A 14,112-nucleotide genomic window follows, 5' to 3' on the forward strand; every position below is an offset into this window, starting at 1 on the left:
GGCTGCTGCTCCCCCACACCTGTTCGGTCCGACACCAAAAAGGTAGGACGGACCGCCGACGATCCATCGGCCACCTGCCCGCTTGCCACCTGAACGAGTGAACGGGCGTGACCAACCCTGATCCGGGGCGTTAGGCGCCCACGCTCCCGGCGCCCCCGTCGGCCGTCTCCGCCACGGCCGGCATCGCCGTCCCCGGCACGACGGGCGGCTCCGCCGGCGTCCCGGCCGAAGGCTCCGCCGGGGCCGCCGACCAGTCCTCCGGCCGCGCCGCCAGGCCCGCCGACAGCTCCGTGAGCAGCTCGCGGGCGGCCCGGGCCACCTGCGCCGGGTACTCCATCATCGCCACGTGCCCCGACTCGGGCAGCACCAGCAGCCGGGCGTCGGCGAAGGCCGCGCAGGCCCGCCGGGCGGAGCGGTAGGAGACCAGCTTGTCCTTCAGCCCGTACACCAGCAGCACCGGCACCCGGACCTGCTCGGCCTGCCGCCAGAGCGACTGCTCGCCGCGCTCGGTGTAGGCGGAGACGATCCCGCGGGCCGAGCCGACCATCACCTGCATCGCGTACGGCAGCCCCGTCCGGCGGCGGTACTCGGCGACGGCGGCGGCCCGCCGCTCCGCCGGCACCGCGGCGACGTCGCCGTACACCAGCCGCAGCAGGCCCTCGGTGGCGTCCTCGACGCTGCGGCCGTTCGACGGCATCCGCCGCATCAGGGCCGGCACCCCCGGCACCGCGAGCAGGCCGGTCGGCCAGGCGGTGCGCTGCGGCGGCAGCTCGGGCAGCGCCGGGGAGATCAGCGTCAGGCTGAGCACCAGGTCGGGGCGCAGGGCGGCGAGGCGGACGGCGACGGCGCCGCCGAGCGAGTTGCCGAACAGGTGCACCGGGCCCCGGCCGGACGCCTCCAGGTAGCCGATCACGGCCCTGACGTGCCCGGACAGCGACAGGTTGCCGTCCGCGGGCGGGGCCGAGCGGCCGAAGCCCGGCAGGTCCACGGCCTCGCCGGAGACCAGGTCGGAGAGCTCGTCCATCAGCTCGGTCCAGTTGTCGGACGAGCCGCCGAGCCCGTGCACGAACAGCGCCGGCGGCAGCTGCGCGCCGTCCCGCGGGCCGGTCCCCACCGGCCCGCTCACCGCCAGTACCGCCCCGGGGATCTCGACCGTCCGGACCTCCGCGCGCGCACGCGTCCCGCCCTCGGCCATCGGCTCCACCTGCTGCTCAGCGCTCATGGAGGACGATGGTAGTGAGCCCCGGGAAGGAAATCCCAGGCCCCGGGAAGGTACCGTTCCGGGACCGCACCACTGCCAACAGCCGTGGTCAGACCCGTATTGTGGGCTCCCCACAAGGGGGTTCCGTGCTTTTATCGGCTTCACCCGGCGCGGATGTGGTTACCCAAAAGTAGAATCAGTCACCTTGCCCGTGCTGTAGATCCCGTGAAGTGAGGAGCGCCGTGACGGCCATCCAGGAGGCGCAGGAGCGCCCGCGCGGTGCCCGCCTGCCGCGAAGCGCCCGCCGTGAACAACTGTTGGGCGCCGCACAGGAGGTGTTCGTCGCCCAGGGCTACCACGCCGCGGCCATGGACGACATCGCCGACCGCGCCGGGGTCAGCAAGCCGGTGCTGTACCAGCACTTCCCCGGGAAGCTGGAGCTCTACCTCGCGCTGCTCGACAAGCACTGCGACGCCCTGGTCGAGGCGACCAGGACCGCGCTGTCGGCGACCACCGACAACAAGCAGCGGGTGGCCGCGACGATGGAGGCGTACTTCCACTACGTCGCCAGCGAGTCCGGCGCGTTCCGGCTGGTCTTCGAGTCGGACCTGACCAACGAGCCGGCCGTGCGCGAGCGGGTCGACCGGGCCGCCGACCTGAGCGCGACCCTGGTCAGCCAGGTCATCGCGGAGGACACCGACCTGCCCGAGGCGGAGGCCAAGCTGCTCGCGGCCGGCGTCTGCGGGCTGGCCCAGATCACCGCCCGCTACTGGCTCTCGCAGGGCCGGGAGATCCCGCACGACGAGGCCGTGCGGCTGGTCGCCAGCCTGGCCTGGCGCGGTCTCAAGGGCTTCCCGATGCACCCGGGCGAGCAGGGTGCCGAGGGCGGCGCCGAGCCCGCAGCCGAATAGGCGATCTCCTGACCTTCACCTCAGTGCGCAGCTCGTGCTCTATGGTGAGGCTGTACGGCGCGGTGGCCACGAACGCCTGTTCCCAGGCGGTCCGGCTCCCGCGCGTGGATGGCTGCAACCCCGGAGGGACGGAAGCCGTGGAGGTCAAGATCGGCGTGCAGAATGCGCCCCGAGAGATCGTTCTCGAGAGCCCGCAGACTGCCGATGAGGTCGAGAGCGCGGTCGCGAAGGCGCTGGAGGGCACCTCGAAGCTCCTCACGCTGACCGACGAGCACGGCCGCCGCGTCATCGTCCCGGCCGAGCGCCTGGCGTACGTGGAGATCGGCGAGCCGACCGTCCGCAAGGTCGGTTTCGGCACCATCTGAGACGGTCCACCGGTGCCCCGTCCCTCGTCGAGGGGCGGGGCACCGGTGCGTTCCCGGCCGGCGGCCGGGCCGGCGGAGCGGGTGCGGACCGTGCCCGCTCGGGCACCGGGTGTACGACCGTTCGCTTGCGGGTACGGGCACGGGCAGCCGCACACCGCGATCCCAGGAGGCAGCTCTTGCTCGTCGAAACGGTCGCCTTCGTCCTGATCGGCCTGCTGGTCGGCGCCTTCGCGCTGGCCGGCCTCCCGGACCACTTCCCGGCCTCGCGCGCCCTGACCTTCGGCACCGCGGTGGTGGCCGCGCTGGTGAGCGGGGTGATAGCGCACTACGCCCTGGGCGGGGCGCTGCCCGCCGTGGTGCTGGCGATCTCGGCCACCGGCTCGGCGCTGCTGGTCTCGGTGCTCGCCCGGCCGGACCGGGCGCCCCGCCGGGCGGGTGCGCACCGCCACGGCGCCGCGCGGCACGCGGGCCGGCGGCGCCCGGCCTGACCGGCCGGGGCCCGTGGGACGGCCGCCCCGGGACGGGACGACCGGCCGTGCGGCGCGGCCGGGGCCGCGCGGGCCAGGAGCCCGCCCTCAGGACAGGGGCGCGGTCAGGAGGCCAGGCCCAGGGCGGCCATCCGCTTGGTGTGCGCCTCGGTGATCCGGTTGAACATCTTGCCGACCTCGACCAGGTCGAAGCCCTGCACCTGCGCGCCGCCGACCAGCAGGTTCGACAGCGCGTCCCGCTCGGCCACCACCCGCTGGGCCTGGCTGAGCGCCTCGCCCATCAGCCGCCGGCCCCAGAGCGCCAGCCGGCCGCCCACCCGCGGGTTCTCCTCGATGGCCTGGCGCACCTTGTCCACGGCGAACTGGGCGTGGCCCGTGTCGGCCATCACCCCGAGCACCAGGTCACGGGTGTCGTCGTCCAGCCGGACGGCCACCTCGCGGTAGAAGTCGGTCGCGATGGCGTCCCCGACGTACGCCTTGACCAGGCCCTCCAGCCAGTCGGACGGCGCGGTCAGCCGGTGGAAGCCCTCCAGCGGCTCGACGAAGGGGGTCATCGCCTCGTCCGGGTCCGCGCCGACCGCGGCGAGGCGGTCGTGCAGCAGCTGGAAGTGCTGGAACTCGGCGGAGGCCATCCGGGCCAGCGCGGCCTTGTCGGCCAGGCCGGGCGCGAACTTGGCGTCCTCGGCCAACCGCTCGAAGGCGCTCAGCTCGCCGTACGCGAGGGCGCCGAGCAGGTCCACCACCGCCGCCCGGTACCCCGGGTCGGCCGAGCGACTGGCCCAGTCACCGATCGAACCGGCCCCGACGTCCTGGGTCTCACCTTGGGTCTCCATGGCTCGCCACCTTAGCCCGCCCGGCCGGGGGCGGGCGGACGGCGGAGCGGTGTCCCGGCCGGGGTCCGCCCCGGTGGCCGAGGGCGCGGACGGGGCCGCGGCGGCCGGCGGCGGCGCGGACCCCGGCCCGGGCCCGGCAGCCGTCGGCCGCCCGCCCCGGCGGCCGTGTCACCCGCGTCACGTGTTCGAGTCGTCGCGTGACTGTATGGTGGTAGGGAGGCCCGTAGTGCTCGCATGGTTCCGCCGCTTCCGGCGGACCGGGCGAGCCCGCTCCGAACGGATGTCGTCCTAGCCGGACATGTCCCGCCCGGATGCCGGGCGCTCACGTACGCGGATGCCCGGTCGGAGAGCCGATCGGCTCCGACCTTGGCTTGGACCTCAAGCCTTGGCACCGCATCAGTGGCCGAGCGAGGGCCGCCGCGGACCGCGCCGAAGGCGAAGGTCCCGCGCCGGGTCCCTCACGGGAAATCCTCCCCCACGCCGCCGGGCGACGCGCCTTCACGGGCCGTCCGACCTCGGCCGGCCGCAGGGACCGGCGCGGTTGTGCGTCCACGCAGCTGTGACTGGGCCGATCCGGCCCCGGCGCAGCCGCGCGGCTGCCCGCCGCCCTCTCGCTCTCGGCCCTCCCACATGGAAGAGGCAGCACCCTGTCCACCACCGCTGAACCCACGAAGACCACGTTCCGTGAGCTCGGAATCCTCCCGGAGACCGCCGAGGCCCTGGAGGCCGTCGGCATCATCCACCCCTTCCCGATCCAGGAGATGACCCTTCCGGTCGCCCTGACCGGGCACGACGTCATCGGCCAGGCCAAGACCGGCACCGGCAAGACCCTGGGCTTCGGCCTGCCGCTGATCGAGCGCGTCGTCGTCCGCGCCGACATCGACGCCGGCCGGGCGACCGAGGACCAGCTCTGCGACAGCCCGCAGGCGCTGATCGTCGTCCCGACCCGCGAGCTGTGCACCCAGGTCACCAACGACCTGCAGACGGCCGGCAAGGTCCGCAACGTCCGCGTGCTCGCCATCTACGGCGGCCGGGCCTACGAGCCGCAGGTCGAGGCGCTGAAGAAGGGCGTCGACATCATCGTCGGCACCCCCGGCCGCCTGCTGGACCTCGCCGGGCAGCGCAAGCTCGACCTCTCGAAGGTCCGCGCGCTCGTCCTGGACGAGGCGGACGAGATGCTCGACCTGGGCTTCCTGCCCGACGTCGAGAAGATCCTCACCATGCTGCCCGCCAAGCGGCAGACCCTGCTGTTCTCGGCCACCATGCCGGGCCAGGTCATCAGCCTCGCCCGCCGGTACATGAGCCAGCCGACCCACATCCGGGCCGCCGCGCCGGACGACACCGGCCACACCGTGGCCAACACCACCCAGCACATCTTCCGCGCCCACTCGCTGGACAAGGTCGAGATGGTCTCGCGGATCCTGCAGTCCGAGGGCCGCGGGCTGGCGATGATCTTCTGCCGCACCAAGCGCACCGCCGCCGACGTCTCCGACCAGCTGACCCAGCGCGGCTTCGCCGCCGGCGCCGTCCACGGCGACCTCGGCCAGGGCGCCCGCGAGCAGGCCCTGCGGGCCTTCCGCGGCGGCAAGGTCGACGTCCTGGTCTGCACCGACGTCGCCGCCCGCGGCATCGACGTCGAGGGCGTCACGCACGTCATCAACTACCAGTGCCCCGAGGACGAGAAGACCTACCTCCACCGGATCGGCCGCACCGGCCGGGCCGGCGCGTCCGGCACCGCCGTGACGCTGGTGGACTGGGACGACATCCCGCGCTGGCAGCTGATCAACAAGGCTCTGGACCTGAAGTTCCCGGAGCCGGAGGAGACCTACTCGACCTCCCCGCACCTCTACGAACTGCTGAAGATCGCCCCCGGGACCACCGGCGTGCTGCCGCGCGCCGAGCGGACCAGGGCCGGCCTGGGCGCCGAGGAGGTCGAGGACCTCGGCGAGACCGGCGGCCGCGGCTCCCGCTCGGCCGGCGGCCGGGGCCGGGGCGGCAAGCCCGCCACCGCCACCGGCTCCGGGCGCGGCCCGGCGGCTCCGGCCGCCGAGGCGGCCGAGGAGAAGCCCGCCCGCAAGACCCGTGAGCGTCGCCGCACCCGCGGCGGCTCGGCCTCCGCCGACGCGGTGGCCGACGCCGCCGTGGTCGAGGCCGTCGCCCCCGCGACCGCGGTCTCCGACGCCCCGGCCGCGGCCGACGGCGAGGGCGCCCCGCGCCGTCGTCGCCGCCGCCCCCGCAGCGCCGCCGCCGGTGAGGGCACCGCGGCCGCCGCGGTGACCGAGGCCGCCGCCGAGGCTCCGGCCAAGGCCGAGCCGAAGGCCGAGTCCCCGGCCGCCGCCAAGGCGGAGCCGAAGGCGGAGGGTGAGGCCGCCCCGCGCCGCCGCACCCGCACCCGCCGCCCCGCCGCCGGCGGCGAGGCCGCCCCGGCGGTCTGACCCGGCGGTCTGACCCGGCATCCACCGAGGCGGGCCGGTCCCCCCACCGGGGGCCGGCCCGCCTCGGCCGTTCCGGCCCGGGAGGGCCACCGGGGCCGCTGCTCCGTCCGGCGTACCCGCCCGCCCCGCCGCGTCCGCGGTGCCGCGTCGGTGCGACCGCGCCGCCCGGCCCGGTGGCTAGGCTCGGAAGGTACTGCGACCGGCCCCGCCCTGGAGGAGACCGCACGATGAGCACCCCGCCGTTCCTGACCCTGCCCGGCTGCGCGCGCTCGCTGCGGCTGACCACCGCGCGCGGGGAGTTCGCCGCCCTGTGGGCGGACCCGGCCGGCGAGCCGCTCGGCACGGCCCTGCTGGTGCCGGGCTTCACCGGGAGCAAGGAGGACTTCGTCGCCCTCCTGGAGCCGCTCGCCGGGGCGGGCTACCGGGTGGTGGCGGTGGACCAGCGCGGCCAGTACCAGAGCGGCGGCCCGGACGACCCGGCCGCGTACGCCGTCGCGGCCCTGGGCGCGGACGTCCGGGCGCTGGGCGCCCTGCTGGACGGCGGGGGGCCGCTGCACCTGCTGGGGCACTCCTTCGGCGGCCTGGTGGTCCGGGAGGCCCTGCTGGGCGCCGACGGACCGCTGCCGTGGAGTTCGCTGACGCTGCTCTCGACCGGCCCGGGGGCGATCGAGCCCTCCGAGGCCGCCCGCACCAAGCTGCTGGTGGACGCCCTGCAGACGATGGACCTGGAGTCCATCTGGCAGATCCTGCAGCAGATGGAGGAGGGCAGCGGCGACCCGGCCCGCCGCCCGGCCCCCGACGTGGCGCGGTTCCTGCACGAGCGGTGGCTGGCCAACGTCCCGCAGTCGCTGATCACCACCGGCGGGCACCTGATCTCCGGCCCGGACCGGGTCGACGAACTGGCGGCCGCCACTCCGGGCCTGCCCAAGCTGGTGCTCTCCGGGGTCCGGGACTACGCCTGGCCGGTGGAGGAGCAGTCCCGGATGGCGCTGCGGCTGGGGGCCCGCCGCGTGGTCGTCGAGGACGCCGGGCACTCCCCGAACGCCGAGCAGCCGGCCGACACGGCCGCGGCACTGGCCCAGTTCTGGTCCTGACCTGCACGGATCCGCCCCGGCGGAGCGGCCTGCGCCGGGGCGGGGGGCGGGTGGACCGACGTCTCCCGGACGGTTCCGCGCTTTCACCCGGGACAGAATTCGTTAGTTCCGGTAATATTTGAGTCTGTCCGGGAATCTTCGATCATCCCGAGCCTGTTGAACCGACGACGGCCTGTTGAACCGACGACCGGCCGTACGACTGCGCCGATCCACGCCAGTCAGCCGAAACCGGGACTTCACGGGCGGGCAACCACCCGGAATCAGCACCGCGCCACAGTGGTCCATGAGGTGCCGGCAGTCCCGGCGACCAGGGGGGCACGCTTGCAGCAGCAGACCGCCGAACGCACGACCCGACAGACCTTGAAGGGGCTGATCCCGACTCAGCCACAACCGCCCCGGTCCCCGGGGCCAGGAAAGGAGAGGCCCATGCGCTTCGAGATCCTCCGACTGGACGACGCCCAGGGCGCGGCCACCGACCGGCTGATCGCCGACGCCGAGACCGTGAACGAGCTGGTCCAGGCCGCGGCCCGGACCGGCGAGCGTCTGCTCATCCGCCCGTGCAAGACCATCTGACGCCGCCCGGCGCAGCCCCGGCCGAGAGCCCGGAGACCGCCCCGGAATCCTGCGAAGCACCCGCTTCCGACGTTCCGATACCCCACTGACGCCCCGTCACCGCACAGTCGATGACGGGGCGTCAGTGCGTTCCGGGCCGGGCCCGTGACGTTTGCCGCCGCCCGCCGCTGGACATCCCCTAGCCGGGACCGCCCGCACAGCCCGCCGGTGCGGGTGGCCGACGCACCGGCAGATGGCGCGACGCACTCCGTACGGGTGATCGTCCTTGACGCGGCGGTCCGGAGGGAGGAGCGTTGTCGGCTATGAGGGGCGAGCCAAGCTGCCCGAGGTGCGCCGGTCGGGTCCGCGCCCCCGGTCTGTTCTCAGACACCTGGCAGTGCGACCGGCACGGAGCGGTGCACCCGATGCAGCCCGTACTGCCCCCGAGCGTGGAGGCACTGGGCGTGGCCGTGGCCCGCTCGCAGGTGCCCGTCTGGCTGCCCTGGCCACTGCCGGTCGGCTGGCTCTACACCGGGATCGCGCACGTCGGTGACGACGTCTCGGGAGCCCGCGCCACCGCCGTCGCCTGCGCCGGGCCGGCCCCGCTGGGCGGCTTCGGCGAACTGGTGCTGGTGGCCGAGGAGCTGGGCGTCGGCCTGGGCGCCCGTTACGCCGGGCTGCCGGGGCCCGACCCGGGCGACTCCGTCTCGCTCTACAAGCCCGCCGACGCCAAGCTGCTGGCGGCCGGGCGGCCCACCCCGATGTTCCACGTCCCCGACGCACCGGCCGACCGCGCGGTGTTCGCCGGCGAGGCCCGCGGCCTCTGGCTGTGGGCGATCGCCTGGCCGGAGCAGTCGGCCCTGGTGATGTACGACGAACTGGTGCTCACCGACCTGCGCGAGGCCGGCGCCGAGCTGGACCTGCTGCCCTGCGGCGCGCTCACCCCGCGTCTGCTGGGCTGACGCGGGCCGGGCCTCCCCCGGCGGGCGCCCGCGCGGCCAGGCCCGCCGGGCACGGGCGGCCGGGCGGGCACGAACGGGCGGCCCGGGCGGGCCGGGACGGACGGCCGGGCCAGGGCGGCGGGCCGGCGGGCCGGCGGGCCCTGACTATCCTGAGGCGGACCCGGCGAGCGTCGACCCCCAGGAGCCCTGACACCCGTGCGCATCGATCTGCACGCCCACAGCAACGCCTCCGACGGCACCGACAGCCCCGCCGAGCTGGTGGCCGCCGCCGTCGCGGCGGGCCTGGACGTGGTGGCGCTGACCGACCACGACACCGTCTCCGGCCACGCCGAGGCCACCGCGGCGGTGCGCGCGCTGCCGGCCGGCAGCCGGCTGACCCTGGTGCCGGGCGCCGAGCTGTCCTGCCACACCGACGGCATCAGCCTGCACCTGCTGGCCTACCTCTTCGACCCGGCCGAACCGGCCTTCGCCCAGGAGCGCGAGCTGGTCCGCACGGACCGGTTCCGGCGCGGCCGGGCGGTGGTCGAGCGCTGCCGGGAGCTGGGCGCGCCGATCACCTGGGAGCAGGTGGAGCGGATCGCGGGCGCGGGCTCGGTGGGCCGGCCGCACATCGCCAGCGCGCTGGTGGAGGCCGGCGTGGTGGCGACCGTCTCGGACGCCTTCACCGCCGACTGGCTGGCCAACGGCGGCCGGGCCGACGTCCGCAAGCACGAGACCGATCCGGTCGAGGCGGTCCGGCTGGTCCGGGCGGCCGGCGGCGTGCCGGTCTTCGCCCACCCGGGCGCGGTCAAGCGCGGGCGGACGGTCTCGGACGAGACCATCGCCGGCCTGGCGGCGGCGGGCCTGGCGGCGCTGGAGGTGGACCACATGGACCACGACGAGGAGACCCGCGCCCATCTGCGCGGCCTGGCCGCCGACCTGGGCCTGCTGACGACCGGCTCCAGCGACTACCACGGCAGCCGCAAGACGGTCCGGCTCGGCGCGCACACCACCGACCCCGAGGTGTACGAGGCGCTGCTGGCGCAAGCGACGGGGGCCGCGCCGGTCACCGGCTGACGCCCGGTCGGTTCACCACCGCCCGACGCCCGCCGGACGCCCGACGCCCGGCCGGGTCCCGGCCGGGGTCCGACCCGGCGCACCGCCGGGCGCCCGGCGCGGGTCCTCGGCGCGTCCCTGGCGGCGCCCGCCCGCCCGCACCCCCACGCGCCCGCGCGAGATCCGCCCACCGAGATCCGCCCGCGCGCCGTCAGGGCCCGGGGGTGCAACGGACGTTCCACAATCGGACAATTCGGGCATGAGCTTCTTCGACGTCACGACGTTCGGGTCGTTGTTCGTCACCCTCTTCGTGATCATGGACCCGCCGGGCACCATCCCGATCTTCCTGGCGCTGACCTCCGGCCGGGCCCACAAGGTCCGCCGCCGGATGGCCTGGCAGGCCGCCGCCGTGGCGCTCGGCGTGATCACCGCCTTCGGCCTGTTCGGCCGGCAGATCCTGGACTACCTGCACGTCTCCGTCCCCGCGCTGCAGGTGTCCGGCGGCATCCTGCTGCTGCTGATCGCCCTCGACCTGCTGACCGGCAAGATCGAGGAGCCGACGCAGACCAAGGAGGTGAACGTCGCCCTCGTCCCGCTGGGCACGCCGCTGCTGGCCGGCCCGGGCGCGATCGTGGCCGTCATCCTCGCCGTCCAGGCCGCGGACACCGGCGGGCAGGAGCTCGCGGTCTGGTGCGCCATCGTCGCCATGCACGTGGTGATGTGGCTGACGATGCGCTTCTCGCTGCTCATCATCACCGTCATCAAGGAGGGCGGTGTGGTGTTGATCACGCGGCTGTCGGGCCTGCTGCTCTCCGCGATCGCCGTCCAGCTGACCGCCGACGGCGTCTTCGGGTTCATCGCCGACCACGGCTGACGGCGCCCGGGCGGGGCCCGCGCCGGGGCGGGTTCAGTCCAGCGGGACGGCGCGGCGCAGCGGGTCCCGCAGGTCGGTCCCGTGCCGCAGCCAGAGCTCCTCCAGGGCGGCCGCGCCGTGCACCCGCTTCCAGCCGGCCTCGTTGGGCGTCATCGGCAGCAGCGGCAGGAACCGCACCGGATCGGCCGGCTCGTCGAGCTCCAGGTCCGGCACCAGCCCGCCCGGCTCGGCGGCCAGCACCGAGGTGAACGGCGCGCCCGCCCAGAGCGGGGAGCCGAGGTCCAGCGAACCGCCGGGCGCCACCACCAGGCCCTCCACCTGCGGCGTCGCCGCGAAGGTGGCCAGTGTCCTGAGGACGTCGTCGCGCCCGCCCCGGACGGTCAGCACCAGCTCCGCGCGGGGGCCGCGCACCGGGTCGGCGACCACCGCGGTCGGGTCCGCCATCGGCGTCGCGGCCATGCCGAGGGTGGCGTAGCGGACCAGCCCCTCGGTGTCCGGGCCGAAGCGCAGCACCTCGATCCGGTCGGTGCCGAGGAAGGTCACCGCCGCCCGGCCGCTCGGCTCGCCGAAGGTGGTCAGCAGCCGGGCCTCGACGGCGGCCAGCACGGCCTCGCGGGTGTGCCGGCCGGGGCCGTGCGGGTCACTGGACGGGTCGCCGAAGAGCGGGAAGTCGTGCGCCATGCCGGTGAGCGTAACCCGCCCCCGGGAACCGGCCCGTGAACACCCCAGCGGCCGGGCCCGGTCAGCTGTTAATGTGAGCAGCTGACCACCGGGGACTTCTGTCGCCCGGGGCAGCGGCGTGAAGGAGGTGGTTGCGGTGGATACCAGCCGACCATGCAGTACCGGCAGCTCTACCCGGCCCGGACGCCTTCCCCGTACCCCTCACCTCTCCAGCTGAAACAGCTGCGCCTGCCGAGGTGACTGAGGCGGCGTCACATCGGGCCGGGAGAGCACCCTCCCCGGAGCCTCGTCGTCCCGCATCGCGCCCCAGCAAGGCCGAGGGCCGACCGCAGGCACCGGATTCCATCGGTGTTCCTCGCCGCCGCACCACGGCCCCTCCGACGTGCCGCCGTGCGACGGCTCCTGCCCAAGGAGCCTGCCATGTCGATGATCAACAACCTGCGCGCCGCCGTCCGCCCGCACCGCCGCCGCCCGGGCGACGACGCGTACGACTCGATCCACCCCGGCCAGTCGCCCTCGGCGGTCGTCGACTGCGCGGTCTACCAGGACGGCAAGCGGCACGGCGAGACCTGCAGCCCCCGCGAGGCCGCCCGCCGGGTCAAGGCCGCCAAGCAGCTCCAGGGCACCCCGGGTTCGTTCAGCTGGATCGGGCTGCACGAGCCGACCGAGGCCGAGTTCGAGGGCATCGCGCAGCGCTTCGGCCTGCACCCGCTGGCCGTCGAGGACGCGGTGCACGCCCACCAGCGCCCCAAGGTCGAGCGCTACGACGACGTGCTGTTCGCCGTGTTCAAGACCATCCGCTACGTCGAGCACGACCAGCTCACCCCGACCAGCGAGGTGGTCGACACCGGCGAGCTGATGGTCTTCGCCGGCCAGGACTTCGTGATCACCGTCCGGCACGGCGGGCACAGCTCGCTGCAGGAGCTGCGGCGCCGGATGGAGCAGGACGTCGACGGCGCGGACGGCACCGCACTGCTCGCCAAGGGCCCGTCCGCCGTGCTGCACGCGATCGCCGACCACGTGGTGGACAACTACCTGGAGGTCGCCAACCGGCTGCAGAGCGACGTGGACGAGATCGAGTTCGACGTCTTCGCCAACAAGGGCGGCAAGGGCACCGACGTCGGCCGGGTCTACCAGCTCAAGCGCGAGGTGCTGGAGTTCAAGCGGGCGGTGACCCCGCTGCTGCGGCCGATGCAGCAGCTCTCCGAGCCGCTCCAGCGGCTGGTCGACCCGGACATCCAGAAGTACTTCCGGGACGTCGCCGACCACCTGGCCCGGGTGACCGAGCAGGTGCACGGCTTCGACGAACTGCTGAACTCGCTGCTCCAGGCCAACCTGGCGCAGGTCTCCGTTGCGCAGAACGAGGACATGCGCAAGATCACCGCCTGGGCGGCCATCTTCGCCGTGCCCACCATGATCACCGGCGTGTACGGGATGAACTTCGACTACATGCCCGAGCTGCACCACAAGTACGGCTATCCGATGGTGCTGCTCGGCGTGGCGACCATCTGCGTCGGGATGTACCGGGGCTTCCGCCGCAACGGCTGGCTGTAGCCGCGGCCGGCGGCGCTCCGTCCGCCGGTGCCGGGCGCGGAGCTGCCGCGCCCGGGTGACCGGCGCGACGGCGGCAGCGCGCGGGCCCTCCGGCGGCCCGGCGCGCAGGGCTCAGCGGCGGCCGCCGCGGGCCACCAGGACGAGCCCCAGCAGGATCAGCGCGACCGCCGGGTAGGCGGCCACCGGCGGCCACTGGCCCAGCCAGAGCGCCGCGATCAGCGCGGCGCCCGGCGTCTCCAGCAGGATCGCGGTGGACGTCACGGACGGGCCCAGGGTGTTCACCACCCGGTTGCTCAGCGAGTGGCCGAGCAGCTGCGCACTGACCATCAGCGCCACGATCTGCCACCAGACCCCGCCGGACCAGCCGGCCAGCGGGGTCCCCGCCACCAGGCAGATCGCCAGCAGGACGACCGAGGTGGTGGCGTAGCAGACCAGCGTGTACGCGGTCGTGCTGACGCTCTTGCGGACCTCCGCGCCGAGCAGCACGTACCCGGCCGCGGCCAGCCCCGCGCCGAGCGCCAGCGCGTCGCCGAGCAGCGCCCGCGGGGAGAGCGAGAGGTCGACGCCGGTGAGCACCAGGACGCCCGCGAAGGCCACGCACATGCCCGCCCACACCAGGCGCGGCGCGCGGACCCCGAACACCCGCATCAGCAGGATCGTCCAGAGCGGCGTGGTGGTCACCAGCGCCGTCGCCGAGGCCACCGAGGTCATCCGCAGGCTGGGCATCCAGAGTGCGAAGTGCACCGCCAGCAGCGCCCCCGCCGCCATCGCGAGCAGCAGGGCCCGGCGGCCGATCCCCCGCAGCTCGGCCCGGTGGCGCAGCAGCGCGTACGGGCCCAGCACGCCGACCGACATCACGTTGCGCCACAGCGCGATTGCCAGGGCGGGCGCGGCGGTGGCGCTGATCAGCGGGGCGGAGAGCGAGATGCCGCCGATGGAGACGGCGAGCAGCAGCAGGTCGGTCCGGGGCAGGGCGTGCGGGGCCGGCCCGGTGCCGGTGGTGACGGGAACGGCGGTGTCGGCGGCGTCGGACCGGACGGCTGGCACGGCTCTCCTCTGGTGGTCGGGCCGCGCGGCGGGTGGTCGCGGGTGACGGGGCCGGCGGTCGGCCGGACGTCACTACGGTA

At 74.8% G+C, this 14,112-nt stretch carries 14 protein-coding genes; 10 read left to right on the forward strand and 4 right to left on the reverse strand.

What is annotated here, in order from left to right; genetic code table 11:
* Positions 1-130 precede the first annotated feature (130 nt).
* Positions 131-1,222, reverse strand: coding sequence for an alpha/beta fold hydrolase (locus IE329_RS04910; RefSeq protein WP_190209528.1), 1,092 nt, complete (start codon positions 1,220-1,222; stop codon positions 131-133).
* Positions 1,223-1,443: 221 nt separating this feature from the next.
* Between IE329_RS04910 and IE329_RS04915 the strand changes: the two genes are divergently transcribed.
* The 3 genes from IE329_RS04915 to IE329_RS04925 all read left to right on the forward strand — a co-directional run bounded on the left by IE329_RS04915 (position 1,444) and on the right by IE329_RS04925 (position 2,965).
* Positions 1,444-2,112, forward strand: coding sequence for a TetR/AcrR family transcriptional regulator (locus tag IE329_RS04915; RefSeq protein WP_190209529.1), 669 nt, complete (start codon positions 1,444-1,446; stop codon positions 2,110-2,112).
* A gap of 137 nt (positions 2,113-2,249) precedes the next feature.
* Positions 2,250-2,477 (forward strand): DUF3107 domain-containing protein, encoded by a 228-nt coding sequence (locus tag IE329_RS04920; RefSeq protein ID WP_190209530.1) that lies wholly within the window; start codon positions 2,250-2,252, stop codon positions 2,475-2,477.
* Between the two features lie 176 nt (positions 2,478-2,653).
* The gene (locus tag IE329_RS04925) at positions 2,654-2,965 is read left to right on the forward strand and encodes a hypothetical protein (protein ID WP_190209531.1); all 312 of its coding nucleotides are present in this window, start codon (positions 2,654-2,656) and stop codon (positions 2,963-2,965) included.
* A gap of 104 nt (positions 2,966-3,069) precedes the next feature.
* On the opposite strand, the gene IE329_RS04930 is transcribed toward IE329_RS04925, so the two are convergent.
* A complete protein-coding gene (locus IE329_RS04930) occupies positions 3,070-3,798 on the reverse strand; it encodes a ferritin-like fold-containing protein (RefSeq protein ID WP_190209532.1) in 729 nt (242 codons plus the stop codon).
* A gap of 761 nt (positions 3,799-4,559) precedes the next feature.
* Between IE329_RS04930 and IE329_RS04935 the strand changes: the two genes are divergently transcribed.
* The 6 genes from IE329_RS04935 (at position 4,560) to IE329_RS04960 (ending at position 10,750) form a co-directional block, all read left to right on the forward strand.
* Positions 4,560-6,233 (forward strand): DEAD/DEAH box helicase, encoded by a 1,674-nt coding sequence (locus IE329_RS04935; protein WP_229927172.1) that lies wholly within the window; start codon positions 4,560-4,562, stop codon positions 6,231-6,233.
* Positions 6,234-6,460: 227 nt separating this feature from the next.
* Entirely contained in the window at positions 6,461-7,327 is an 867-nt protein-coding gene (locus tag IE329_RS04940; RefSeq protein WP_190209533.1) for an alpha/beta fold hydrolase, read from the forward strand.
* A gap of 426 nt (positions 7,328-7,753) precedes the next feature.
* Positions 7,754-7,900 (forward strand): hypothetical protein, encoded by a 147-nt coding sequence (locus IE329_RS04945; protein WP_190209534.1) that lies wholly within the window; start codon positions 7,754-7,756, stop codon positions 7,898-7,900.
* A gap of 302 nt (positions 7,901-8,202) precedes the next feature.
* Entirely contained in the window at positions 8,203-8,841 is a 639-nt protein-coding gene (locus tag IE329_RS04950; protein WP_190209535.1) for a DUF6758 family protein, read from the forward strand.
* A gap of 195 nt (positions 8,842-9,036) precedes the next feature.
* The gene (locus IE329_RS04955) at positions 9,037-9,897 is read left to right on the forward strand and encodes a PHP domain-containing protein (protein WP_190209536.1); all 861 of its coding nucleotides are present in this window, start codon (positions 9,037-9,039) and stop codon (positions 9,895-9,897) included.
* Between the two features lie 238 nt (positions 9,898-10,135).
* Positions 10,136-10,750, forward strand: a complete 615-nt coding sequence (locus IE329_RS04960) for a MarC family protein (protein WP_190209537.1) — start codon at positions 10,136-10,138, stop codon at positions 10,748-10,750.
* Between the two features lie 33 nt (positions 10,751-10,783).
* Here IE329_RS04960 and IE329_RS04965 read toward each other — a convergent pair whose 3' ends face one another.
* The gene (locus IE329_RS04965) at positions 10,784-11,431 is read right to left on the reverse strand and encodes a suppressor of fused domain protein (RefSeq protein ID WP_190209538.1); all 648 of its coding nucleotides are present in this window, start codon (positions 11,429-11,431) and stop codon (positions 10,784-10,786) included.
* A gap of 420 nt (positions 11,432-11,851) precedes the next feature.
* Between IE329_RS04965 and corA the strand changes: the two genes are divergently transcribed.
* Positions 11,852-12,985 (forward strand): magnesium/cobalt transporter CorA, encoded by a 1,134-nt coding sequence (gene corA, locus IE329_RS04970; RefSeq protein WP_073926251.1) that lies wholly within the window; start codon positions 11,852-11,854, stop codon positions 12,983-12,985.
* A 111-nt stretch (positions 12,986-13,096) separates the two neighbouring features.
* Here corA and IE329_RS04975 read toward each other — a convergent pair whose 3' ends face one another.
* The gene (locus tag IE329_RS04975; RefSeq protein WP_190209539.1) at positions 13,097-14,032 is read right to left on the reverse strand and encodes a DMT family transporter; all 936 of its coding nucleotides are present in this window, start codon (positions 14,030-14,032) and stop codon (positions 13,097-13,099) included.
* Positions 14,033-14,112: the final 80 nt, after the last annotated feature.

It is taken from the genome of Kitasatospora indigofera, from assembly GCF_014655955.1.
In the GTDB taxonomy this organism is placed as follows: Bacteria; Actinomycetota; Actinomycetes; order Streptomycetales; family Streptomycetaceae; genus Kitasatospora; species Kitasatospora indigofera.